General features: G+C 62.4%; 24 protein-coding genes. 16 read left to right on the top strand and 8 right to left on the bottom strand.

Going from position 1 to position 24,131, the window contains the following annotated elements; all coding sequences use genetic code 11:
• Window positions 1-60 precede the first annotated feature (60 nt).
• Complete coding sequence (locus J3D60_RS24860; protein ID WP_065940971.1) at window positions 61-756, bottom strand: helix-turn-helix transcriptional regulator; 696 nt, start codon at window positions 754-756, stop codon at window positions 61-63.
• Window positions 757-893: 137 nt separating this feature from the next.
• Window positions 894-1,820 carry a LysR family transcriptional regulator gene (locus tag J3D60_RS24855; RefSeq protein WP_253493152.1) on the bottom strand — a complete coding sequence of 309 codons (927 nt, stop codon included), beginning with the start codon at window positions 1,818-1,820 and terminating at the stop codon, window positions 894-896.
• Between the two features lie 115 nt (window positions 1,821-1,935).
• On the opposite strand from J3D60_RS24855, the gene J3D60_RS24850 reads away from it, so the two are divergent.
• The 3 genes from J3D60_RS24850 (at window position 1,936) to J3D60_RS24840 (ending at window position 3,597) form a co-directional block, all read left to right on the top strand.
• Window positions 1,936-2,229 carry a putative quinol monooxygenase gene (locus tag J3D60_RS24850; RefSeq protein WP_065925529.1) on the top strand — a complete coding sequence of 98 codons (294 nt, stop codon included), beginning with the start codon at window positions 1,936-1,938 and terminating at the stop codon, window positions 2,227-2,229.
• 24 nt (window positions 2,230-2,253) lie between these two features.
• A complete protein-coding gene (locus J3D60_RS24845) occupies window positions 2,254-3,267 on the top strand; it encodes a zinc-binding alcohol dehydrogenase family protein (RefSeq protein WP_065940969.1) in 1,014 nt (337 codons plus the stop codon).
• A gap of 147 nt (window positions 3,268-3,414) precedes the next feature.
• A complete protein-coding gene (locus J3D60_RS24840; protein ID WP_027607955.1) occupies window positions 3,415-3,597 on the top strand; it encodes a hypothetical protein in 183 nt (60 codons plus the stop codon).
• Between the two features lie 8 nt (window positions 3,598-3,605).
• On the opposite strand, the gene J3D60_RS24835 is transcribed toward J3D60_RS24840, so the two are convergent.
• Together J3D60_RS24835 and J3D60_RS24830 are read right to left on the bottom strand one after the other, a co-directional pair.
• Entirely contained in the window at window positions 3,606-4,799 is a 1,194-nt protein-coding gene (locus J3D60_RS24835; protein WP_027607956.1) for a multidrug effflux MFS transporter, read from the bottom strand.
• 85 nt (window positions 4,800-4,884) lie between these two features.
• Window positions 4,885-5,082: a heavy-metal-associated domain-containing protein gene (locus J3D60_RS24830; RefSeq protein WP_027607957.1), complete on the bottom strand. Its 198-nt coding sequence runs from the start codon at window positions 5,080-5,082 to the stop codon at window positions 4,885-4,887.
• 147 nt (window positions 5,083-5,229) lie between these two features.
• Here J3D60_RS24830 and J3D60_RS24825 point away from each other — a divergent pair, with 147 nt between their 5' ends.
• The 3 genes from J3D60_RS24825 (at window position 5,230) to cueR (ending at window position 8,275) form a co-directional block, all read left to right on the top strand.
• The gene (locus tag J3D60_RS24825; protein ID WP_027607958.1) at window positions 5,230-5,610 is read left to right on the top strand and encodes a hypothetical protein; all 381 of its coding nucleotides are present in this window, start codon (window positions 5,230-5,232) and stop codon (window positions 5,608-5,610) included.
• A gap of 65 nt (window positions 5,611-5,675) precedes the next feature.
• A complete protein-coding gene (locus J3D60_RS24820; RefSeq protein ID WP_253493150.1) occupies window positions 5,676-7,877 on the top strand; it encodes a cation-translocating P-type ATPase in 2,202 nt (733 codons plus the stop codon).
• Window positions 7,874-8,275, top strand: a complete 402-nt coding sequence (gene cueR, locus J3D60_RS24815) for a Cu(I)-responsive transcriptional regulator (RefSeq protein ID WP_065925533.1) — start codon at window positions 7,874-7,876, stop codon at window positions 8,273-8,275. The genes J3D60_RS24820 and cueR overlap by 4 nt, the downstream gene beginning before the upstream one ends.
• A gap of 83 nt (window positions 8,276-8,358) precedes the next feature.
• Here the strand turns inward: cueR and J3D60_RS24810 are convergent, their stop codons facing one another.
• Both J3D60_RS24810 and J3D60_RS24805 read right to left on the bottom strand, forming a co-directional pair.
• On the bottom strand, window positions 8,359-9,258 hold the full coding sequence (locus tag J3D60_RS24810) for a PA4780 family RIO1-like protein kinase (RefSeq protein WP_027607961.1): 900 nt from the start codon (window positions 9,256-9,258) through the stop codon (window positions 8,359-8,361).
• A 133-nt stretch (window positions 9,259-9,391) separates the two neighbouring features.
• Entirely contained in the window at window positions 9,392-10,669 is a 1,278-nt protein-coding gene (locus J3D60_RS24805) for an acetyl-CoA C-acetyltransferase (RefSeq protein WP_141605439.1), read from the bottom strand.
• 103 nt (window positions 10,670-10,772) lie between these two features.
• On the opposite strand from J3D60_RS24805, the gene J3D60_RS24800 reads away from it, so the two are divergent.
• The 4 genes from J3D60_RS24800 to J3D60_RS24785 all read left to right on the top strand — a co-directional run bounded on the left by J3D60_RS24800 (window position 10,773) and on the right by J3D60_RS24785 (window position 16,713).
• Entirely contained in the window at window positions 10,773-12,116 is a 1,344-nt protein-coding gene (locus tag J3D60_RS24800; RefSeq protein ID WP_065940965.1) for a 3-oxoacyl-ACP reductase, read from the top strand.
• Window positions 12,117-12,118: 2 nt separating this feature from the next.
• Window positions 12,119-12,973 carry a MaoC family dehydratase gene (locus J3D60_RS24795; RefSeq protein WP_253493148.1) on the top strand — a complete coding sequence of 285 codons (855 nt, stop codon included), beginning with the start codon at window positions 12,119-12,121 and terminating at the stop codon, window positions 12,971-12,973.
• Between the two features lie 301 nt (window positions 12,974-13,274).
• Window positions 13,275-14,846 carry a collagen-like triple helix repeat-containing protein gene (locus tag J3D60_RS24790; protein ID WP_253493146.1) on the top strand — a complete coding sequence of 524 codons (1,572 nt, stop codon included), beginning with the start codon at window positions 13,275-13,277 and terminating at the stop codon, window positions 14,844-14,846.
• A 184-nt stretch (window positions 14,847-15,030) separates the two neighbouring features.
• Complete coding sequence (locus J3D60_RS24785; RefSeq protein WP_253493144.1) at window positions 15,031-16,713, top strand: ShlB/FhaC/HecB family hemolysin secretion/activation protein; 1,683 nt, start codon at window positions 15,031-15,033, stop codon at window positions 16,711-16,713.
• Between the two features lie 33 nt (window positions 16,714-16,746).
• Here J3D60_RS24785 and J3D60_RS24780 read toward each other — a convergent pair whose 3' ends face one another.
• A complete protein-coding gene (locus tag J3D60_RS24780) occupies window positions 16,747-17,151 on the bottom strand; it encodes a response regulator (RefSeq protein ID WP_065940961.1) in 405 nt (134 codons plus the stop codon).
• A 54-nt stretch (window positions 17,152-17,205) separates the two neighbouring features.
• Window positions 17,206-17,397, bottom strand: coding sequence for a Flp family type IVb pilin (locus J3D60_RS24775; protein WP_065940960.1), 192 nt, complete (start codon window positions 17,395-17,397; stop codon window positions 17,206-17,208).
• A 317-nt stretch (window positions 17,398-17,714) separates the two neighbouring features.
• Here J3D60_RS24775 and cpaB point away from each other — a divergent pair, with 317 nt between their 5' ends.
• From cpaB to J3D60_RS24745, 6 genes are read left to right on the top strand one after another with little or no spacing between them, the layout of a single operon-like run.
• Window positions 17,715-18,659 carry a Flp pilus assembly protein CpaB gene (gene cpaB, locus J3D60_RS24770; protein WP_253493143.1) on the top strand — a complete coding sequence of 315 codons (945 nt, stop codon included), beginning with the start codon at window positions 17,715-17,717 and terminating at the stop codon, window positions 18,657-18,659.
• Window positions 18,660-18,679: 20 nt separating this feature from the next.
• Entirely contained in the window at window positions 18,680-19,894 is a 1,215-nt protein-coding gene (locus tag J3D60_RS24765) for a type II and III secretion system protein family protein (protein WP_065940958.1), read from the top strand.
• Window positions 19,891-21,078: a pilus assembly protein gene (locus J3D60_RS24760; RefSeq protein ID WP_065940957.1), complete on the top strand. Its 1,188-nt coding sequence runs from the start codon at window positions 19,891-19,893 to the stop codon at window positions 21,076-21,078. Before J3D60_RS24765 ends, J3D60_RS24760 begins: the two co-directional genes overlap by 4 nt.
• Window positions 21,075-22,346 carry a CpaF family protein gene (locus tag J3D60_RS24755; RefSeq protein ID WP_065940956.1) on the top strand — a complete coding sequence of 424 codons (1,272 nt, stop codon included), beginning with the start codon at window positions 21,075-21,077 and terminating at the stop codon, window positions 22,344-22,346. The genes J3D60_RS24760 and J3D60_RS24755 overlap by 4 nt, the downstream gene beginning before the upstream one ends.
• Window positions 22,347-22,356: 10 nt before the next feature.
• On the top strand, window positions 22,357-23,241 hold the full coding sequence (locus J3D60_RS24750) for a type II secretion system F family protein (RefSeq protein ID WP_065940955.1): 885 nt from the start codon (window positions 22,357-22,359) through the stop codon (window positions 23,239-23,241).
• Window position 23,242: 1 nt separating this feature from the next.
• Complete coding sequence (locus J3D60_RS24745; protein ID WP_065940954.1) at window positions 23,243-24,127, top strand: type II secretion system F family protein; 885 nt, start codon at window positions 23,243-23,245, stop codon at window positions 24,125-24,127.
• Window positions 24,128-24,131: the final 4 nt, after the last annotated feature.

Below are 24,131 nucleotides of genomic sequence, written 5' to 3'. Positions count from 1 at the left end.
CATCATCGCCCGGCCCATGGAATCAAAAAGGGCCAGGGCGAGGATGGCAAACCCTCAAGGCTAAGGTTGTTCGGACATGGCCAATCGGGTGATTTCTGCCAGCCCGTTGTCGTTGAGCTGCACCGCCTGGGACTCGTTGACCAGGCTGATCCAGTTCGATTGCAGGAACAACTGCAACAGCCCCGCACCCAGCGCGCCGCCCAGGTGCGGTCGCCGCTGGCTCCAATCGAAGCAGTCGCACACCAGTGGCGACGCCAGCGCCTGGGTGTAAATACCCAGGCCCGCCAGGTGCTGCGCGCCCTTGATCGTCACCTCAATGCGTTGTTCATGACGCTCGATCCACCCCGCCACCAACATCCGCTCATGCAGATCCGCCGCAACTTCGCCGCCGAGGTGGCCCTGGCACAGCCGCGCATGTCGCAACAATGGCGGCGCCACCAACACCGGCGGTGAAGCATGCGGCGCACTACGTGCGGCGCTGGCCAGGGTTGTACTGGCCAAGGCATCGATGGCGACGCTGACATCGGCCGCCGCCATGCGAAACAGCCGCTTGCCACGCCGGCCCTCGGTACGCAGCAAGCCACTCCCCGTCAGCCGTGCCAGATGGGCATTCGCCGAGGCAGGTGACAACCCGGCAAGCAGCGCCAGTTCCTCCGACGACTTGGCCGAGCCGTCCATCAGGGACCAGAGCATGGCGGTGCGTTTGGGTTCGGCGAGCAAGCTGGCGATCTGACTGATGCATGGTGCTTCTTCCATCGATTCACTCCCTGTCGAATTATTTTTCTGCTGTGGTGGGCGCCAAAGTATAGGTGCGTAAACCAGCGGTTCCGCGGCGTCTGACAGCGTGAATAGGGACAGGAGCTGAGTGAAATTTCCTTGTGTGATGGAGGCTGTTAGGTCGTACCCAATCGCTCCGGCAATTGAGCGGTCAATGTCGCACAGCGCGACACGAGCATTTCCCGCAGCAGGTTGATGGGTTTGCTCAACTGGGCCCGATGGGCGCACAGCAAATTGAGCGGTGTGCGCTCGCCACGCAATTCAGGCAAGACCAGGCGCAAGCGCCCGGCCAGTACATCGGTGCTCACATCCAGCCAGGATTTGTAGGCAATGCCCACGCCCGCCACCGCCCAGCGGCGCACCACATCGGCATCGTCGCTGAAGCGATCACCACTGACCGTGAGGCTGACTTCGCGTTTGCCATCGTGGAAGCTCCAGTGGTCATGCACTCGGCTGCCAAGCATGTAAAGCAAGCAATTGTGCTGGGCCAATTGCTCCAGGTGTCGCGGCTCGCCATGACGCGCGAGATAGCTGGGGGCTGCGCACAACACGCGAACGTTGTGCGGCGCGACGGGCAGGGCGATCAGGCTGGAATCTTCGGGCTCGCCATAGCGCAGGGCAATGTCCACCGGCTGGCGGAACAGGTCGGCAATCCGATCGCCCAGCAGCAGGCGCACGGTGAGTTGCGGGTACTCGTGCTGAAATTCGTCCAGCCAGGGCAGTAATTGGTTGCGGCCGAAATCCGAAGGGGCCGAGAGTTGCAACACCCCGCTGACATGGTCCTGGCCACTGGCCAATAAGCGCCGTCCTTCGTCCAGGGCGCTCAATGCAGTTCGGGCATATTCCAGGAAACCCTCACCTTCGGCGGTCAGGCGCAGGCTGCGGGTGGAGCGCGCCAGCAAACGCGTGCCCAGCTGCTGTTCGATACGCTTGAGCGCCGCGCTGGCCACGGCGGGCGACAGGTCCATCACCCGCGCCGCCGCCGATAAACTGCCCAGGTCCGCGGCGCGTACAAACAACTGCAAATCATCAAAACGCAGCATTCAACCACCTATTATCAAAATATTATTGAAACAGAGTGCTGTTTTAGCCGCTTTTATCTTGCAGGGAAATGGCCAATCATCTGCCCATCCCGTTATCACGTGTCTGGAGTTGAATATGTCCACAGCCTTTAATGTCATCGCCACGCTGATCGCCAAACCGGGCCAACAGGCCACCTTGGAGCCGCTGCTGCGCGACCTGCTGGAACCCACCCGTCTTGAAGCCGGCTGCGAGCAATACGACCTGCACCAGGACCTGCAACACCCTGAGACCTTCTACATGCTCGAACGCTGGAGCGATGACGCCGCACTGGCCGACCACGACCAGAGCGCGCATATCCAACATTTTCGCGCTAAAGCCGCTGATGTCATCGAACACTTCGAACTCAAGCGCCTGAAGTTTCTCGCCTGATCACCGCCTTTTTCCGGAGCCCCCATGAAAGCCATTGCCTATTACGCATCACTGCCGATCAACGACGAAAAATCCCTGCAAGACATCCAACTGCCGGAGCCCGTCGCCGGCCCTCGCGACCTGCTGGTAGAAGTCAAGGCCATCTCGGTCAACCCGGTGGACACCAAGGTGCGCCAGAACGTCGCGCCGGAGAACGGCGCGGCCAAAGTGCTGGGCTGGGACGTGGCCGGTGTGGTCAAGGCCGTCGGCAGTGAAGTGAGCCTGTTCAAAGTCGGCGACAACGTGTTCTACGCCGGTTCCCTGGTCCGCCCGGGCGCTAACAGCGAACTGCATACCGTGGATGAACGCATCGTCGGCCACATGCCCAAGAGCCTGGGCTTTGCCGAAGCCGCCGCGCTGCCGCTGACCGCCATCACTGCCTGGGAGCTGCTGTTCGAACGCCTGCAAGTGCGTGAAGGTAAAGAGGCTGAAGGCCAGAGCCTGCTCATCGTCGGTGCCGCCGGTGGCGTGGGTTCGATCCTGACCCAACTGGCCAGCCAGCTCACCGCCTTGACGGTGATCGGCACCGCGTCGCGCCCGGAAACCCAGGAATGGACCAAGGCACTTGGCGCCGACCTGGTGATCGACCACAGCCAACCGCTGAGCGAAGCGCTGAAACAAGCCGGCCACCCGCAGGTGACCCACGTCGCCAGCCTGACCCAGACCGAGCATCACCTGGACCAACTGGTCGAAGCGCTGCAACCCCAAGGCAAGCTGGCGCTGATCGACGACCCCAAGGCGCTGGACGTGAGCAAACTCAAGCGCAAGAGCCTGTCGCTGCATTGGGAGTTCATGTACACGCGCTCGATGTTCGAGACCCCGGACATGATCGAGCAGCACAACCTGCTTAATCGCGTGGCCGAACTGATCGACGCCGGCATCTTGAAAACGACGGTGGGCGAGCACTTCGGTGTGATCAATGCGGCGAACCTGCGCCGTGCCCATGCACTGCTGGAAAGCGGGAAGGCCAAGGGCAAGATCGTGCTGGAAGGGTTCTGAAGATAACGTCTGTCAGTGTCGTCCGTTATTCGTGTGAGTGATGGATGACACCGCTAGTCAGAGAGTTGATCTTTGTCATATTTGTGAGCGTATTCGGGTTTATATTGGCCGCCTTTGCCACGATTCTTTTACGTGAGGAAGTCAGCAATGAAAATCCTGATAAAAGCGTTAGCAAAATCCCCAGGCAATAAATGGCAGGTTCGCCTTGACGGCGACGCGTTCACCTTCCGCAGCGAGGCCGAGGCCCGCGCCTTCGCCGATACCCTGCAAGCCCGTATCCAGGCTCCCCACCGCTTCCCGCTCAGCCAGCAACGTTCCGCCGCTGGCTGACCTGCATTTCAGCCCTGCGCCTGCGTGGCCCTTGCCCGTTGCAGGCGCTGGGTCGACATTGCAATCGTCACCGCCAACACCCCGCACAAGCTGATGACCATCGCCATCGGCATCGCCGTGCCGTCGTGCAGCACGCCCACCAACGAAGCCGCCCCTGCCGCCACGCCAAACTGAATGCAACCGAGCAAGGCCGACGCGCTGCCGGCCCGGGCGCCCTGCCCGCTCATGGCGCAGGCCGAGGTGTTGGGCAGAATGCAGCCCAGGCTGGCGATACAGATGAACAGCGGTACCAGCAACGGCCATAACGCTTCGGTGCGCAAGGCCGCGATGCCCAACAGCGACAGCGCCGCCAGCAGATAGACCCACACCGTGCGCGACAGCAGAAACGCCGGGCCACGCTTGGCCAGCAGCCGCGCATTAACCTGTGCAACCAGGATGAACCCGGCGGCGTTGGAGCCGAACAGCCAGCCGTAATGCTCGGCGGGCACGCCATAGAGTTTGATAAATACGAACGGGGAGCCGGCGATGTAGGCAAACATCCCGGCAATCGAAATGCCCCCGGTCAGGGCGTAACCGAGGTAGACCCGGTCAGACAACAGCGCGCCATAGCGGCGCAGCGACCCGGACAAGGGTTGACGCGGCTGGTGCGCCGGAAAGGTTTCCGGCAAACCGACCGCCACGGCAATCGCCGCCATCACGCTGAAGATCGACAGTGCGAGGAAAATCGACTGCCAGCCCCATAACCCGACCATCACCCCGCCTGCCAACGGCGCAAGGATCGGCGCCAGGCCGGTCACCAGCATCAGTTGCGAATACACCTTGGCCGAGCCCACCGCATCACATTTGTCACTGACCACGGCGCGGGAAATCACCATGCCCGCGCAACCGCCGAGGGCCTGCACGAAGCGTGCGCCAATCAGCCATTCCAGGGACGGCGCGTATGCGCAGGCAAAGGACGCCAGGGTAAACAGGGTCACGCCGCTGAGCAGCGGGCCGCGTCGACCAAAGCGGTCTGCCAGTGGGCCGTAGATCAGTTGGCCGATGGCCAGGCCGGCGAAATACACCGCCAGGGTCAGCTGGATATGTTTTTCGTCGGTCCCGAAGGCCGTCGCCATGGCAGGAAAGCCAGGCAGGTAGAAATCGATCGCCAGCGGCGCGAAGGCGCTCAAGGCGCCCAGAATCAGGATTATGCGAAGGTTCATCAGGCACCCAAGTGTGTCGGCAGCCCGACAGTTTAGCCGCGCTTGGGTGCATTGAATACGATAGCTCGCTAACTATTTGAATGGGTCAGGCGAGCTTGGCGCTGTAGCCCTCTTCGCTGATCAGGCTGATCACTTCCTCGGCAGACAGGCGGCTTTCGACGCCCACCTCTTTCGCCGCCAGGTCGACCTTCACGCTGGCCGCCGGATCCTGGCTCTGCACCGCCTGGGTGACCGCCCGAACGCAATGGCCACAGGTCATTCCTTCAACGCTGAATATTTGCATGACATGACTCCTTTGATGAGGTTGAACCCAGTCTTGACCTTGCCACGATGGCAAGGTCAAGTTCTGAAACTTTCGGCCGGGCTGGTATTACACCGCGGCGTCGGCCAAGCTTCACCCATCTTCGATTCAAACCACGGAGCATTCGCCATGCGCTGGTCGTTTTTTGGCCTTGTCGGCCTGATGAGCTTGTCTGCCGCTGCGCCCCAGGCCCTCGCCGCAGAAGACTATGCGGTACTGATCATTTCCCGCGAACGCCTGGAAGTACCGACCAATTGCGAGATCGGCCTGTACATCCAGGACCAGTTGGCCGGGCGCCTGTTCCAAGAACAGTCCACCTCGTTCAACCTGCCCGCCGGCAATGTGTCGCTGCGCCTGAAACTGCTGCCGGGCCAGTCACCGGGTTGCTTGCCGGGCCTGCTCGCGCCGCCGGCGCAGAACATCACGCTCAAGGCCGGTGACGTACGCAAGTTGCGCATTGCCCAGGGCCCGGAAGGCATGTACCTCAAACCCGCCGCACTGGAATACTGAAGACGCTTGACCTTCCCCACAGGTCAAGGTTGATCCTAGGGGCAACTTCTCTGGAGGACTGCCCCATGAATGGATCCACCACCTTTGACCTGCCCATCGGCGGCATGACCTGCGCCAGTTGCGCCGGGCGTGTCGAGCGCGCGCTGGGCAAAGTGCCGGGGGTGCAAAGCGTCAGCGTCAACCTGGCCAACGAGCGCGCCCACGTCGAAGTGCAGGGCCAGATCGACCCGGCCGTGCTGATCGCCGCCGTCGACAAAGCCGGCTACACCGCCAGCCTGCCGCAAAGCGAAACCAGGACCGAGGCCGATCAGGCCCAACGCCTGCACCGCGAGCGCTGGTCGCTGCTGCTGGCGATTGTGCTGGCATTGCCTCTGGTTCTGCCGATGCTGGTGCAACCCTTCGGCCTGCACTGGATGCTGCCGGCCTGGGTGCAGTTCCTCCTGGCGACCCCGGTGCAATTCATCTTCGGTGCACGCTTCTATATCGCAGCCTGGAAGGCCGTGCGGGCCGGCGCCGGCAATATGGACCTGCTGGTGGCCATCGGCACCAGCGCCGGTTACGGCCTGAGCCTCTATGAATGGCTGACCGCGCCCGCGGGCACCATGCCCCATCTGTACTTCGAAGCGTCGGCCGTGGTGATCGCCCTGGTGCTGCTCGGTAAATACCTGGAGAGCCGCGCCAAACGCCAGACCGCCAGCGCCATCCGCGCCCTGGAAGCCCTGCGCCCTGAACGCGCGATGCGTGTACAGGCTGGCCGCGAGGAGGATGTGGCCATCAGCGCGCTCAAACTCGATGACCTGGTGCTGGTCAAACCCGGCGAGCGCTTCCCGGTGGACGGTGAAGTGGTAGAAGGCCAGAGCCATGCCGATGAGGCACTGATCAGCGGCGAAAGCCTGCCGGTGCCGAAACAGCCCGGCGACGCCGTCACCGGCGGTGCCATCAATGGTGAAGGTCGCCTGCTGGTGCGCACCACCGCGCTCGGTGCCGAAAGCGTACTGGCGCGCATCATCCGCCTGGTGGAAGACGCCCAGGCCGCCAAGGCACCGATCCAGAAGCTGGTGGATAAAGTCAGCCAGGTATTCGTGCCGACCGTGCTGGTGCTGGCGTTGATCACGTTGGTGGGCTGGTGGCTGTACGGTGCGCCGCTGGAGACCGCGATCATCAACGCCGTGGCGGTGCTTGTGATCGCCTGCCCGTGCGCACTCGGGCTGGCTACACCGACCGCCATCATGGCCGGCACCGGCGTCGCCGCACGCTACGGCATCCTGATCAAGGACGCCGAAGCGCTGGAGCGCGCCCATGAAGTGAGCACCGTGGTGTTCGACAAAACCGGCACTCTAACTTCCGGCACTCCGAAAATTGCCCATTTGGCGGCAGTGGATGGCGATGAAGCCACATTGCTGCAACAGGCCGGTGCGCTGCAACGCGGCAGCGAACACCCGTTGGCCAAGGCCGTGCTGGATGCGTGCAGCGAGCAAGGCCTGACGGTGGCGGACGTAAGCACCAGCCAATCCCTGACTGGACGTGGCATTACCGGCACCCTCGACGGGCGCCAACTGGCATTGGGGAATCGTCGCCTGCTGGAAGAAAACGGCCTGGACGCGGGTGGGCTGGCCGACTCTGCCACGGCCTGGGAGGCCGAGGGCCGTACCTTGTCCTGGCTGATCGAGCAAGGCGCACAACCCCGTGTGCTCGGGCTGTTTGCCTTTGGTGACACGCTCAAGCCTGGCGCGCTGGAAGCGGTGGCACAACTCAAGGCCCGGCACATCAGCAGCCACTTGCTCACCGGCGACAATCGCGGCAGCGCCCGCGTCGTCGCCGAAGCGCTGGGCATTGATGACGTACACGCCGAAGTCCTGCCCGCCGATAAAGCCGCCACCGTCGCCGAACTGAAAAAAACCGGCGTGGTGGCCATGGTCGGCGACGGCATCAACGACGCCCCGGCCCTGGCTGCCGCCGACATCGGCATCGCCATGGGCGGCGGCACCGACGTGGCCATGCATGCCGCCGGCATCACCTTGATGCGCGGCGACCCACGCCTGGTCCCGGCCGCCCTGGAGATCAGCCGCAAGACCTACGCCAAAATCCGCCAGAACCTGTTCTGGGCCTTTGTGTATAACTTGATCGGCATTCCCCTGGCCGCATTCGGCCTGCTCAATCCGGTGCTTGCAGGTGCGGCCATGGCCTTGTCCAGCGTCAGTGTCGTGAGCAATGCCTTGCTGTTGAAAACTTGGAAACCCAAGGAATTGGAGGATCAACGCCCATGAACATCGGCCAAGCCGCCCGGCAAAGCGGGCTGAGCGCGAAGATGATTCGCTACTACGAATCCATCGGCCTGCTCAAGGCGGCCCATCGCACCGACAGCGGCTACCGCATCTACGGCACCGACGACCTGCACACCCTGGCGTTTATCAAACGCTCGCGGGACCTGGGGTTTTCATTGGAAGAGGTGGGCAAACTGCTGACCCTGTGGCAGGACCGGCAACGGGCCAGCGCCGATGTGAAAGCCCTGGCGCGCCAACATATCGATGAGTTGAACCAGAAGATCCTGGAGTTGGGGCAATTGCGCGATACGTTGCAGGACCTGGTGGAGCACTGCCAGGGAGATCACCGGCCGGATTGTCCGATTCTCAAGGAACTGGCATCGGGAAGCTGCTGCGCGTGACGGAATCTATCTGAATACATGCAAAACCAAATGTGGGAGGGGGCTTGCTCCCTCCCACATTTTGATCTTCATGTACCCGAAGATCACTGCATCCAGGGCGGCGGCGGTGGTTCTTCCGACGCCTTGCTCGGTGGCGCATCATCCGCCGCCCGAATGGCCTGGCGCCGTTCTTCGTCCAGCCTTGCCGCTTCGATCTCGCGGATCACACCGCCCACGTCCGCCAGCTCTTCCGGCTCGTCGAACTCGCCGGTCAAGACGCTGGCCGGGTGCAAGGTGCCGGCTTCGTAGAGCGCCCACATTTCCTTGGCGTACTTGGTCTTCTTCAACTCCGGGGCAAAACGCCCGAAGTAGGAAGCCATGTTGCCCACATCCCGCTCCAGCATGTTGAACGCGTGGTTGTTGCCCGCCGCATCCACTGCCTGGGGCAGGTCGATAATGACCGGGCCGGTCGGCGTGAGCAGTACGTTGAACTCGGACAGGTCACCGTGCACCAGGCCGGTACACAGCATCAGCACGATCTGGGAAATCAGGAAGGCGTGGTATTCACGCGCCTGGTCCGGCTCCAACGTCACGTCATTCAGGCGTGGCGCGGCATCGCCGTACTCGTCGGCCACCAGTTCCATCAACAGCACGCCTTCGAGGAAGTCGTACGGCTTGGGCACGCGAACGCCCGCACCGGCCAGGCGGAACAACGCCGCCACTTCGGCGTTCTGCCAGGCATCTTCGGTTTCTTTCTTGCCGAATTTCGAGCCCTTGGCCATGGCCCGGGCCTGCCGGCTGTTACGGACCTTACGGCCTTCCTGGTATTCGGACGCTTGACGAAAACTTCGTTTGTTCGCCTCCTTGTAAACCTTGGCGCAACGCAATTCATTGCCGCAGCGCACCACATAAACAGCTGCTTCTTTACCACTCATGAGTGGGCGCAGCACTTCGTCGACCAGACCGTCTTCGATCAGGGGTTCAATGCGTTTAGGAGTCTTCATCAGCTTTTATTGTGGGTCCTTTATTACCAAATACGCGTATGGCACTCGTTATACGGCAATCGGCTCGCCGGTGGGAGGGGCTACCGACCTCTGACCACTCAAGAATGCATCCAATATGCCAATTTCGACGAATTCACCGTTCGATGATCGCCGTCACGCCCTGGCCGCCGGCAGCGCAGATCGAAATCAGCCCGCGCCCCTTGCCCGCCGCGTCGAGCAACTTGGCCAGGTTGGCGACGATGCGCCCACCGGTGGCGGCAAACGGATGCCCGGCCGCCAGGGAACTGCCCTTGACGTTCAGGCGGCTGCGATCGATGGCCCCTAACGGGGCGTCCAGCCCGAGACGGGTCCTACAGTAGTCCGCATCTTCCCAGGCCTTGAGCGTGCACAACACCTGGGCCGCGAAGGCTTCGTGAATCTCGTAGTAATCAAAGTCCTGCAGCGTCAGGCCGTTGCGCGCCAGCAAGCGGGGCACCGCATACACCGGCGCCATCAGCAGGCCTTCGGCGCCGTTGACGAAATCCACCGCCGCCGCTTCGCCATCGCGCAGGTACGCCAGGATCGGCAAACCACGCGCCTGGGCCCACGCCTCGCTGCCCAACAGCACCAGGGATGCACCGTCGGTGAGCGGTGTGGAATTGCCGGCCGTGAGCGTGCCTTTTTCGCTGCGTTCGAACGCGGGCTTGAGTGCGGCGAGTTTCTCCAGGCTCAGGTCGGGGCGCAGGTTGTTGTCGCGGGTCAGGCCCAGAAACGGCGTGAGCAGATCGTTATGCCAGCCTTCAGCATAGGCAGCGGCCATTTTCTGGTGGCTCTCTAGGGCGAGCTGGTCCTGCTCGGCGCGGGGAATCTGCCAGGTCTGTGCCATCAATTCGCAATGCTGGCCCATGGACAAACCGGTGCGCGGCTCGCCGTTACGCGGCAGCTCAGGCTTGAGATGCTGGGGACGAAGTTGTAACAGGACTTTTAATTTATCCGCCATGGACTTGCTGCGATTGGCTTGCAGCAGGATCTTGCGCAGCCCTTCATTCACGCCGATAGGCGCGTCGGAGGTGGTATCCACCCCACCGGCAATCCCGCATTCAATCTGGCCCAGGGCGATCTTGTTGGCCACCAGCAACGCCGCCTCGAGCCCCGTGCCGCACGCCTGCTGAATGTCATAGGCCGGGGTTTGCGGCGACAGGCGTGAACCCAGCACGCATTCACGGGTGAGGTTGAAGTCGCGGGAATGCTTGAGCACCGCGCCGGCGGCCACCTCGCCCATGCGCAGGCCGTGCAGGTTGTAGCGTTCGATCAGGCCCTCCAGGGCCGCGGTCAGCATCGCCTGGTTGCTCGCCGTGGCGTAAGGGCCATTGGAGCGGGCGAAAGGAATGCGGTTACCGCCAATGATCGCTACACGGCGCAATTGAGTCATGGAAAGCTCCCTGTCGGTTGTGGTCTGGATAACTGAGCCTAGTCGAACGACTGCTACCCTGGGATGGTCAACCCTTTGAACCCCAGCCTTCGGAGAGCGTTCCATGTCTGACCGTTATATCGACTTCGCCAACTCAAGCCTGGGCCATCGCCTGGTCGCCGCCCTTGGCCTGCCGTCACCGGTACGCCTGGAACGCTGGCAAGCCGGGCGCCTGCGCCCGGTGGAAGGTGCGCTGTTACTGGGTGGTGGCGCGCTGGCAACGAACGTGAAAGCGTTTGCCAACCGGCTCACCGACGCCATTTACACGTACGGCGCCGACACTTCGACCTGGATTCCCGGCCACGGCCCCAAGCTCAAGGCCGTGGTGTTCGATGCCAGCGACCTGCAACACACCGACCAGCTCAAGCAACTGCGTGAGTTTTTCCAACCGTTGCTGAAAAACCTGGATCACAGTGCACACCTGGTGATCCTCGGCCGCGCGCCGGAAAGCCTCAGCGACCCGTTCGCCGCCAGCGCCCAGCGCGCCCTTGAAGGTTTCAGCCGGTCACTGGCCAAGGAACTGCGCAACGGCGGCGTGCTGCAATTGCTCTACGTCGGCGACGGTGCCGAAGACCAACTGGAAGGTGCGCTGCGCTTCTTCCTCTCACCGAAAAGCGCCTATATCTCCGGCCAGGTGATTCGCCTCAAGGCCTGTGCCACGCCCGTCGAAGACTGGACTCGCCCCCTCGCCGGGCGCAAGGCATTGGTCACCGGCGCAGCCCGTGGCATTGGCGCGTCCATCGCCGAAACCCTGGCCCGCGACGGCGCCGAAGTCATCCTGCTCGACGTGCCCCAGGCCAAGGCCGACCTCGAGGCCCTGGCCGCACGCCTGGGTGCGCGCACCGTGGTGCTGGATATCTGCGCCGAAGACGCCGCCGGCCAGCTGATCGAACACCTGCCCGACGGCCTCGACATCCTGGTGCACAACGCCGGGATCACCCGTGACAAGACCCTGGCCAACATGACCCCGGAATACTGGGACGCGGTGCTGGCGGTCAACCTCAATGCCCCGCAAGTGCTGACCAAGGCACTGCTGGACAGCGGCACCCTGCGCGACAACGCCCGCGTGGTGGTGCTGGCCTCCATCAGCGGCATCGCCGGCAACCGCGGGCAAACCAACTACGCCGCGAGCAAGGCCGGCTTGATCGGCCTGGTACAGGCGTGGGCGCCGTTGCTGGAGGAACGCGGGATCAGCATCAACGCCGTCGCCCCCGGCTTTATCGAAACCCAGATGACTGCGCATATTCCCTTTGCCCTGCGTGAAGCCGGGCGGCGCATGAGTTCCCTGGGCCAGGGCGGTTTGCCGCAGGACGTCGCAGAAGCCGTGGCCTGGCTGGGCCAGCCGGGGTCCGGGGCGGTCAGCGGGCAAGCGCTGCGGGTGTGTGGGCAAAGTCTATTGGGAGCGTAAGCATGGATTGGCAAACCTTAGGCAGTACGCCGTTTCTGCCACCGTTGTATTGGCGGGCAGCGCTCAAGCGCAAGATCACCGGCCACACACTGCCCGAGCAAGGGCTGCGCTGCCGGGTCGGCGTCAACCCCAGGGACGTAGCGGCCTATCGCAAGGTCTGCGGTTTTGTCGAGAGCCCCATCCTGCCGGCGACTTATCCACACATCCTGGCGTTCGGCTTGCAGATGCAGTTACTCACCGCCAAGGCCTTTCCCTTTCCGCTGCTGGGGCTGATTCACCTGAGCAATCGCATCCGCATCCATAGGCCCCTGGGCAGCATCAACGAAATGTTCATCGGCGTACACGCGCAAAACCTCCAGCCCCACGCCAAGGGCGCAACGTTTGACGTGGTGACCTGCGCCGAGGATTCTCTGGGCGTGTTGTGGGAAGCCGAGAGCCGGATGCTCTGTCGCGGTGTGAAACTCGACGGCGACGCGGCGGATGACACGCCCCCTGCACCTGTACCTGTACAGGTCAGCGAGCTGACGCGCTGGGCAGCCCCCGCCGATATCGGCCGCCGCTACGCGCGGGTATCCGGCGACTACAATCCCATCCACCTGAGTGCGCTGACCGCCAAAGGGTTTGGCTTTCCCCAGGCGATCGCCCATGGGTTGTGGAACAAGGCACGCACGCTGGCGGCCCTTGGTGAGCACCTGCCCGCCGCGAATGTGGAAATAGAGGTGGTGTTCAAGAAACCGGTGCGCCTGCCCAGCGAAGTGATACTGCACAGCAGCGCTGCCGGTTCCAGTGGTGAATTGTGGTTGAAAGGGGCGGGTGACATTGAACATATGGCCGGTAAGTGGCGGCCCATCGGGTAAAACCCCTGATTAATTGTATATATATGCCCTAAGTAATAGCGGACGTGTTCACGTCCGCTATTTTTATTCAACCCGTTGAATCAAAACATATATATATCCTGATACACCCTCTCCCTACACCCTTCTCATTAATCACTAAGCGGATGTTTCGACCCTTCTATATAAATCGTTAATACCAACTTGAGCATTGAGAGAACGCCAACCTGGGTCTGTGATGAACACACGGACAAACGCATCGCTATCCAAGAAATAACGAGCGTTTGATGACAACTAAGGTTGTACAGGTGCAGGGAACTCAATCATGAAAACTCAAGTAGTGTTTTGGAGAGCAAGTACCGCGCTGGCCCTGGCAATAGCAATGACGCTGGGCGGCTGCAGCAGCGGTGGCGGCGGGCATCACAGCAGCGGCTCTGCGTCCTCGGACCCTGCTGCCACGGGTGGCACGGACGGCGGGACCGGTGGAGGAACAGGTGGCACTGGCGGCGGCACAGGCGGAACCGGTGGAGGAACCGGCGGCACGGGCGGCGGCACAGGCGGAACCGGTGGAGGAACCGGCGGCACGGGTGGCGGCACAGGCGGAACCGGCAGCACGCTGGTCACCGCAGACGTGGTCGACACCGTCGGCAGCACCGTAACCGATCTCGGCGGCACCGTCAGCAGCCTGGGCACCACCCTCGGCAGCCTGCCGATCGTAGGCGCAACCGCCGACGGCCTGGTGACCGCGACCGGCACCGCCGTGGGCAGTATCGGTGATGGCCTGTCGGAAGGCCTGGGCTCGCTGGGTACCGACAGCAACGCTTTGGGCACAACCCTCGCCGGCGTGGGCAACGGCGTTTCTGACCTGGGCGATGGGGTAAGCGTCACAGGGGACAACGTCGCCACCTTGCTCGGGAGAGTGCCGGTGGTGAGAACCGCCGCCCCAGCAGTGGGCGGCGTGGTCAATAAAGTCGGCAATGCCGTGACCATGCTCGGCGATACATTAAGCACTGCCAGCACTACCGGCCCGTTGGGTTCGGTCACGGATACCGTTGGCGCACGAGTCCTGGTACCCGTGGTGTCCCTGTTGGAAAACACCACCGGCAAAGTCGGCAGCACGACCGGCCTGGGCAGCCCGGTCGGCGGCCTGCTGCAAAAAGTCGGCGGTACTGTCGACGGCCTTGGCGATAAAGTCGCCAGTACCGGCAACAATCCTGTGACTGACGTAGTAGGCAACGTGCTCAATGGCGTGGGCACCACGGTTGGCACGGCCAGCGGTTATGTCGCCTCGAACGGCGGCGGGACGGGTGGCAGCCCTAACTCACTGGGCCTGGCGGAACTGGTCGGCGGCGTGATCGCAGGCGCCAGCAGCGGCCTGAATGCGGGCAGTACCAATGGAGTGGTGAGCGCTACCGGCGTCACAGGCGTCAAGGCCGGCGGCACCGTGGCATCCCTGGGTACCCTGCTCGGCGGCAATGGCGTACCGAACGCAACGGCCGGTGCGGCGGTTGCCCCGATCACCAACACCCTCGGCGTCGCACTCAACCCTGTCACCAGCGGTGTACAGAGCCTCACCCAAACCGTCGGCGGGGCCACGGGGCTGGGTGCGCCGGTCAACGGCCTCGTCACCAACGTGGGCGGCGCGGTCGGCAGCCTGGGCGGACAAATCAGCGCCACCAACGCCAACCCGGTCACCAACGCCTTGGGCGGCACCGTGAGCGCAGTGGGTGGCACCGTGGCGTCGGTCGGCGGCCTTGTGACCGGCGGCACAAGCAGTGGTGGAGGCCTGCCCGGCGGCGGTCTCGGCGTGGGCGCCAACACAACGACCAGCGCAGGCGCCACTGCAAACGGTGGTGTACTGGGTGGGATTCTCGGTGGCCTGACCGGCACAAAATAGAATTGCACCTGGCCGATTAGACGGCCTCATCTACAGCGCCTACGCTTGGTTGAGACGAGAGATCCCATCCATCTCTCGTCTTTTTTATGGGCCATGAGAGGCCTATGAAAAACACCCGAACCGCGCCCCAGAGCCCGGCGGGCGTCTGCAAAACGCCGCTGCAGTTTTGACCATGGAGTGTCCTATGCGCGCTTTGACACCGTTGTTATTGCTCACCCTCAGTGCTTATGCACACGCCGATACTCTTCCCAGCTTCCTCAACAGTAACGACACCATCCGCAACCTGCCCGTACCCAACCTGCCCGCCGATGCCTACCGTCCGGCTCCCACGCAGACCCAATTGCCGGTGCCCGCCGACACAGCGGCGCAGCCCTTGCGGATGGACACCAACGTGACCATCCGCAAACTGCAGATCGACGGCGGCACGGTCTATCCGCTCAAGGACGTGGCCCAGGTCTTCGAGCCCTTGATTGGCCGCGAAACCAACCTAGCGCAACTGATCGAGGCCACGCGCCGCATCACCCTGCGCTACCAGAAGGATGGCTACCTGTTGTCCTACGCCTTCCTGCCGGAGCAACGCTTCGAAAACGGCCTGGTGCGCGTGGTGCTGGTGGAGGGTTATATCCGCGATTACAACGTGCAGGGCGATATCGGTTCGGTGTCGTCCTACGTCGACAAGCTGGCACAAAAGCTCAAGGCCGAACGCCCGCTTACCCGCAAGACCTTCGAGCGCTATACCACCCTGATGAGCACCATCCCCGGGGTGACGTTGCAGGCTCAGGTACCACCGCCCGGCACCACCGATGGCGGCACCCACATGCAAATCAGCGCCAGCCGCAAACCCTTCACCACCAGCATGAGCCTGAACGAGAACAGCCGAGGCGGTACCCAGGCGCTCCTGACGGCCACCAGCAACGCGTGGACATCCATGGGCGAACAATTGAGCGTCAGTGGCCTGTTCCCACCGGGAGACGATAAAGAACATTACTACCGTGCCGCCTACAGCCAGTTCATCAATGCCGAAGGCACCCAGTGGGTGCTGTCGGGTGAACGCTACCGCGCCGATCCACGTACCCGCCTGCAACTGGGCGGCGGCTTCGAACTCAAGCCACACCAGGCAATTGACCGTTACTCCATCGGCCTCAGCCACCCGTTGATCGCCTCGCCCAATGAGTCTCTGAACCTCGGCGCACGCTATTACGCCGTCGACCAGACCACGCGCTACCAACTGGTGGGGTTCCCGCAACGCCTGGCGCTGCAAACCGACCTGCGCGCCCTGGCCGTCGAAGGCGACTGGCGCAAGGCCGACACCACCCAACTGCGCATCCTCAGCGCCGGGTTCTACCAAGGCACCCACGCGATGGGAGCCAAGGCCCGCAGCGACTTCGGCGGCCTCAAGCCCGACCTCGACTTCTTCCGCCTGCGCCTGTCAGGCGTGCAAAGCAACACGCTGTTCGGTAACTGGCAAGGCGTGGTTTCCGGCGCCCTCTACTGGAGCGACGACACCTTGCCCGACAGCGAGCGCGCCACCTTTGGCGGGCAGAACTTCGGCCGTGGCTACCCCGATGATCAAGGCTCCGGCGACAAGGGCTGGGGCATGGCCTACGAGATCAACTACAGCTACAACCGCGCCGGCGACTGGGTGCGCATCCTGCAACCCTACGTGGTGCTCGACCGCGCCCGGACCTGGTTCAACGACTTGCCGATCAAGCACAACGACCTGTCATCGGCCGCTGTGGGAATGCGCTTTGGCGACGCCAAGTACTACAACATCGCCCTCGAGGCGGCCAAGCCGATGTCAGACGTGGCACTCGACAACTTCAATCGCAAGCCGCGCTATATGTTGAGTTTCAGCTATCAGCTGTGACGCAGGCGCCTGTAGGAGCGAACGTGCTCGCTCCTACAGATAGCGTTTGGTTATGGGAAACAGACTGTTCAACGTATCGATCAACCGCACCAGGTAGATCGGCTTGCGAAACAGGTCCAGCACCTGCAGGCGCAGCATATCGCTGACGTCATCCATCTCGGCATGACCCGACATCACAATGACCGGCAGGTGCGAGCGTGAGGTGTGTTCGCGCAGGCGCTTGATCAAGGAGATACCACTTTCCTCGGGCATGCGCAGGTCGGTGATGACCAGGGCGATATCAGGGTTGAGGGTGAGTTCCTGCAGAGCCTCGGTGACGGAGCTGGCCGTGAAACAGACGAACCCTTCATTCTCGAGGGATTCGGCGAGCTCGATAAGGGCGTCCTCTTCATCGTCCACTAACAGGATTTGTTGCCGGGTCGGCGAAGAGGAACTCATGGGAAAAGTCCTGACACTGGTAATGCACTCAGGGTAGTCACACTACAGTATTGATCAAGTGCCGATGCCTGTCTGGATCGAAGTAAAAATAGCCTTAACTTTGGTACTGATGGGCGTCATGAACAGCCCGATCACCGCCGCGCACATCGCCGCGACAATTGCATATTCGATACCGGAAGCCCCTTCTCTTTCATAGGAAAAAATCTGGATTTTGATAAACACCTTGCGAATGACATCAAGGAACATATGACTTCTCCTGCGCGCTCAAAGCGCCGATATAGAGGGCCTACGACATGATTCCGCCTTGCTGTTAGAGCATTGTCGGCAAATGCACTCCCAACAACTGTAATAAGCGACTAATCACAAAGTATTAGCCAACTCCATGGCGCCAAATCCGGGCTGTTTCCAACTGAAGTACAGAATATTTCCCAGGGGGTAATGGCATTTCGTCCTAGCTGAACTACCTTCAAATAGCGAAATAGTTAGATGTTCAGCGTGAACTCATTGCGCAGTGACTGGATGGACCAGCCGGCAGGTTCTGCAGTAGGAAAGGGAGAGCCTTTATGAGCAGTCGCATCAGTATGATTCTGGCCGGATTACTGTTGGTGGGTGCGCTGATTGCCGGCTATTGGGGCCTCGTGCTGAGCCGTCCGGAACCGGCAACCGCCGTCATCACCCAACCGCTTGCCAGCGCCACTGCGGTCGCGCCCGCCGAAGACCCCACACGTCAAGCCGTGGTGGTGCTGGCCCATGACGTGCCGCCCTTCGTAGCCCTCACGGCTGCCGACCTGGCCCTGGAAAAGCTGCGTACGGCCCCGGCAGGCAGCCTCACCACACTGGAACAAGCCATCGGCCGCGTGCCCTGGCGCAGCCTTGAGGCCGGCACGTGGTTGACCGAACAGAGCTTCGACGCCGGCGGGAGCCTCGCCCGCATGATCCGCCCCAATGAGCGCGCCCTGGCCGTTGCCGTGGATGAAGTCACCGGTGCCGGCGGGCAATTGAACCCCGGCGACTATGTCGACGTGATGCTGTACCTGCGCCAGGAAAACGGTAACCCGCAACCTTCGGCGCAAACCGTAATCCCTGCACTTCGCCTGCTGGGTGTGGGCGACCAACTGGGGCTGACCAATGACGGCAAACCCGGCTCCCCCGTGGCAACCACGGCGCAAGACAAAGCCAGGCAACAACAGAACCGCGCCAGCGCACGCACGGTGTTGCTCGCGGTTCCAGAGCAATTGATGACTCGGCTGGTGCTGGCGACCCAGGCAGGCGCATTGCGCCTGGCCGTGCGCAGCGCCGACGAACAACGCTTGAGCCTCTACTGGGCGGGCGACAATGACTCCCTGGTAAACCTCGACAATGCCAAGCGCGATCTCTACCAGTTCAATCAGTTGGCCTTTACATCCACCCCCACCAACAACGCCAGTCCATCGGCGGCCAACGGCACGCCACGTCGCTCGAGTATCGAGGTGATACGCGGCAACCAGGTTACTCAACAAACGCCCTGATAGCGCTAAGGATGCCTTGAATGAGCAGTCGTTCCGTGCGGTTTTTTTCACGCGCTTTCTGGGCCCTCGTCATCCTGCTGGGGATCGGCAGCGCACAGGCGGCAACCGGCAACTGCAGCAGCCTGGGCCAATTGCCCGCTACGCTTGAAGTCGGTGAGGGCATGCAACAAGCCCTGCAATCCCCGGTGGCCATTACCCGGCTGGCCGTTGGTGATCCAAAAATCGCCGACGTTCAAGTCAACGGTAACCAGGCGTTCCTGCTCACCGGCGTCTCCCAGGGGGCCACCAGCCTGATGATCTGGACGGCATGTTCGAGTAGCCCACGCCAGAGCATGGTGTTCGTCAAAGGCAAAGCCACCTCGGCGCTGACCAGCCTGTCGCTGTCGCCCTCGGAAGATCCCTCGTTGCCCAGTCAGGTGCAGACCGACATCCGTTTTGTCGAAGTCAGCCGCTCCAAGCTCAAGGAAGCGAGTACCTCGATCCTGGGGATCGGCAAGAACTTCCTCATCGGCAGCCCCAACCTGACCGTGCCCAGTGCCGGCACGCCGGCCCTGCCAGTGAGCGCGTCCAACTTCAATATCGGTTTTGGCGGCGGGCGAGTCTCGGCCATGATCAACGCCCTGGAAAGCAGCGGCTTTGCCTATACCCTGGCGCGCCCCAGCCTGGTCGCCCTGAGCGGGCAAAGTGCAACCTTCCTGGCCGGTGGTGAGGTGCCGATTCCGGTGCCCAGCGCGGGCAGCGACACGATCTCCATCGAGTACAAAGAGTTCGGTATTCGTTTGACCCTCACCCCCACGGTGGTCGACCGAAACCGCATCACCCTCAAGGTGGCCCCTGAAGTCAGCGAGCTGGACTACAGCAACGCGGTGCAGATCCAGGGTATCCAGGTCCCCGCCCTCACCGTGCGGCGTACCGACACCAGCGTGTCGCTGGCCGATGGTGAAAGCTTTGTCATCAGTGGCCTGATCAGCACCAACAACCGCTCCACCATCAACAAGTTTCCCGGGCTGGGCGATATCCCGGTGTTGGGGGCATTCTTCCGTGACTCCAACATCAGCCGCGAAGAAAAAGAGCTGCTGATGATCGTCACCCCGCACCTTGTGCAACCCCTGGCCGCCGACGCGCAGTTGCCCTCCCTGCCCGGCGAAAAACTGCGCAGCTACGACCCGAACTGGTACCGCCTGTTCTTCCTCGAAAATGGCAACTTCGACCGGCGCACGGGGCTTTCCCAATGAGCGAGAGCCTGAGCCAGACATTCCTGGCCATCACGCGCAACAGCACAGACCTCGAATGGCTTCAGGGCGCTCTTGCACCGCTGGGCCAAGTGGTCAGCGCAGGCGGCAGCCTCGACGAGTTGCTGGCGCTGGTCGACGTGACCTTCGCCAACCTGGTCTTCATCGGCCTGGACCGAGAAAACGTCACCACACAGTGCGCCCTGATCGAAGGGGCACTGGAAGCCAAGCCCATGCTGGCCATCGTTGCGTTGGGCGACGGCATGGACAATCAACTCGTCCTCAATGCCATGCGCGCCGGCGCACGTGACTTTGTCGCCTATGGCTCGCGCTCCAGCGAAGTCGCGGGCCTGGTGCGACGCCTGAGCAAACGCCTGCCGGCGGTCACCCATACTACCCACCTGGGCGGTCTCACGGTGCTGTATGGCACTCAATGCGGTACCGACGGCGCATTGCTCGCTCTCCACCTGGCTCAGGTGGTGCAAAAAAGCGGGCAGCAAACTCTGGTGCTGGACCTGGGCCTGCCCCGGGGCGACAGCCTGGCGTTGCTGGGCCTGGAAAGCTCGTTTCACTTCGGGGATGCCCTGCGCCACTTGCGGCGCCTGGATGCGACCCTGATCAACAGCGCCTTCACCTCAACCGAAGCCGGCCTGCGCATCCTGGCCTACACCGACGGCGACGAAGCACTGGAGCAAACCAGCGCCGCCGAGCTGTATATGCTGCTCAGCGCACTGCGCCAACACTTTCAGCACATTGTGGTGAACCTTGCCGGGCAACCGGACAGCGAAGCGCTGCGCACCTTTGTCAGCCACTGCGACAAGCTGCTGTGGTGCACCGATCAAAGCGTGCTCGACTGCCGGCGCAACCTCGCGGTGCTCAATCGATGGCGCGAAAAAGGCATGAAACTGGAGCACGGACGCCTGCTGGTCGATCGCTATATCAAAGGCGCCGCTCCGGAGGCCGAAGCGCTGGGCAAAACCTTCGGCCTGGAGGTGATTGCCGTACTGCCCCTGAGCGCAGAAATCCGCCTGAATGCCAAAAACCAAGGCCAGACCTTGTTTTCCCTGTCGCCACGGGAGCCGTTGACCCAAGGCCTGCGTACCCTCGGCGAGCGTCTGGCCAAACATTCCGAGGGCCTTGAGAAACCACCGGCCAACTGGTTCACCCGGCTCTGGAGCACAAAATGAGCAGCGAGAAACTGTTCGGCGTACCGTTACGCGGCGCGCCAGGCAACACCGATCACGACGGCCTCAAGCTGGTCCTGCACCGCTATATCATCGATGCCATCGAGGAGTCGGGAAAAAACCTGCTGGAAGGCACCCGCCAAACCCTGGCGCAATTTGTGACGGATAAGGTCGCCGAGTACATCACCCGCATGCACCTGGCGGTCTCCCGCTACGAAATGGAGCGTCTTGCAGAAGAGCTTGTCGATGAACTCACCGGGTTCGGGCCGCTGGAGGTGCTGCTGCGCGACGCGTCCGTCACCGAAATCCTGGTCAACGGCCCCCATCGCGTGTTCATCGAACGCGATGGCCTGTTACACCAGAGCGACCTGCGCTTTATCGACGACCACCACGTGGAGCGGGTCATACAGCGCATCCTGGCGCCGCTGGGGCGGCGCCTGGACGAGTCGTCGCCGATGGTCGATGCGCGGTTGCCGGACGGCAGCCGGGTCAATGCGATCATTCCGCCGATTGCCCTGGACGGCCCCTGCCTGTCGATCCGAAAATTTCGCAAGGACATGCTCAAAAGCACCGACCTGATGGCCATGCAGACGATCGACCAGGCGATTTTCGAGTTCTTCCAGGAGTCCGTCGGCAAGCGCTGCAACATTCTGATCAGCGGCGGTACCGGCACGGGAAAAACCACGCTGCTGAACATCCTGAGCCAACTGATCAACCCCCATGAGCGGCTCGTCACCATCGAAGACGTGGCCGAACTGCAACTGGGCCACCCCCACGTGGTGCGCCTGGAAACCCGTCCGCCGAATGCCGAGGGGCACGGTGAAGTGAAGGCCAGCGACCTGATTCGCAACGCCCTGCGGATGCGCCCGGATCGCATCATTCTGGGTGAGATTCGTGGCGTGGAAGTGCTCGACGTCCTCACGGCGATGAACACCGGCCACGACGGTTCGATGAGCACCGTGCACGCCAACAACGCACAGGATGCGTTGCTGCGCCTGGAGACGCTGGTGGGTCTCACCGGTCGCGTGATCGCGGAAAAAACCCTACGCCAGATGGTCTGCGCGGCACTGGATGTGGTGATTCAACTGACTCGCCTGCCCGACGGCCGCCGTTGCGTCAGTGAAGTGGTGGAAGTGGTGGGTGTGCGTGATGACGTGTATGTCACCAACACGCTGTTCCGCCATGACAAACGCACCGGGTTCGGGTTCCTGCGCGATGCCGTCAACCCCGCCGGCGACAAATTGCGCCGCGAAATCCCCATGCCACTGTAGGAGACGCCTGATGATCGGTCCGATCCTACTCGCGTTGATCTCCCTGGGCATGCTGTTGCTGGCCACGCGCCTGATGCGCAGTGGCTTGCGCCAGGCCCGGACCGATCGTGTGATGGAGCGTCTCGGCCAGGGCCAGCCCCAGGCGTTGAATGACAAGACCGTGGTGACCAGCCTTGAGCGCATGTTCATTCGCGCCGGGTTGGGCAAACCCACCGAACGCCTGGGGCTATGGCTCACACTATGGGGCTTGGGCGTGGTGCTGGGTGTGCTCGCCGCTCAATGGCTGGGCCTGCTGGCGATGCTTTTGCTGCCGCCGCTGATCCTGCGGTTCTACCTCGCCCTGCGCTACCAACGCCGTTTGCGTCGGATGATCGAGCAATTGCCGCAACTGCTGGACCATGCCGTGCGCAGCCTCAAATCCGGACGCACGCTGGCGGATGCCGTACTGGGTGGCATAGAGGCCAGTGACGACCCGCTGAAGAGGTCCATGGGGCGTATCAAGCGCAACGTCATCCTCGGGGTCAGCCTGCCGGAAGCCGTGCACGACTTTGCCGAGTTTTATGAACAGGATGAACTGCGCCTGTTTGCCCTCGGCCTGAAGGTCAATCATCGCTACGGCGGCAACGCCAGCGAACTGCTGGAAAACCTGATCAAGCTGATCCGCGAACGGGACCAGGGCGCCCGTCAACTGCGGGCGATGACCGGGGAAACCCGGGTGACAGCGGTGGTGCTGGCGCTGCTGCCGGTCAGCGTTGCCGGCTACTTCCTGCTGACCAACCCGACGTATCTGGTGGGGATGTGGACGGATGACAGTGGCCGCTGGATGCTGGTCGGTGCGTTCCTCATGCAGGTCTTCGGTTGCGTCGCGCTCTGGCGCATGCTGAGGAGCGTCTGACATGGCCCTGCTGCTCAGCGCATTATTATTTTTTGCCGCGCTGTTGCTGGTGGTCGGCAATATCCTGGCGCAACGTCGCCAGCAGCGCCTGGTCACCTCCCGATTGCAGGGCGAAACCACGCGTGAAGACAAGATAAGCCAGTGGTTGCGCCAGTTGGGCAACACCCGGATTGGCCAACGCACCATCAGCCTCGATAACGAAACCCAAACTCTGCTCAACCGACTCGGCTGGCGCAGGGCCGGTCAGCGCTCGATGTTTGCTGCCTGCCAAGTGGCGACGCCGCTGTTGCTGCTGGGCCTGACACTGTTGATACAGGGCGTGTTTTTCGCGGAGGCCGACCCCGTATGGCTCGCGCCGTTCCTGGGGCTGGCCACGGGTTACTTGCTGCCCAAGCGCGTGCTCGCGGCGCTGGCCAAACGTCGCCAGGAACAGATTGCCCAAGAGGTCTCGACCTTTATTCCGCTGCTGAGGATCCTGTTTGAATCAGGCATGGCCGTTGAGCAGACCCTGCGGGTGATGGCCCATGAAGCGCAAAAACTGCTGCCGGTGCTCACCTCGGAATTACGCATTGTGCTGGCCCGGGTGGACTCGGGCCTGGAGCTTGGCGAAGAGTTGAGCAAGGCCAGCCTGATGCTCGGCGTCGATGAATTCAGCGATACCTGTTCGATTCTGCAACAGCTTCTGTACCAGGGTGGCGGCGCCATGAAATCGTTGCAGGCGCTCAAGCAACTGCTGGACGACCGTCGCCTGACGCGCATGCAGGAATTCATCTCCAAGATGTCGGCGAAGATGTCCGTGGTGATGATGGTTTTTCTGTTTCCGGCGTTGCTGATTGTATTGGCCGGCCCCGGCTTTATCGCCATATCGAAGGCCATGGGGCCTTGAAAGG

This window comes from Pseudomonas sp. S3E17 (assembly GCF_024168685.1).
GTDB classification, from domain to species: Bacteria; Pseudomonadota; Gammaproteobacteria; order Pseudomonadales; family Pseudomonadaceae; genus Aquipseudomonas; species Aquipseudomonas marginalis.
Note: the sequence above shows the minus strand (reverse complement) of the source record. Positions and strands in the feature narration are given on the sequence as shown.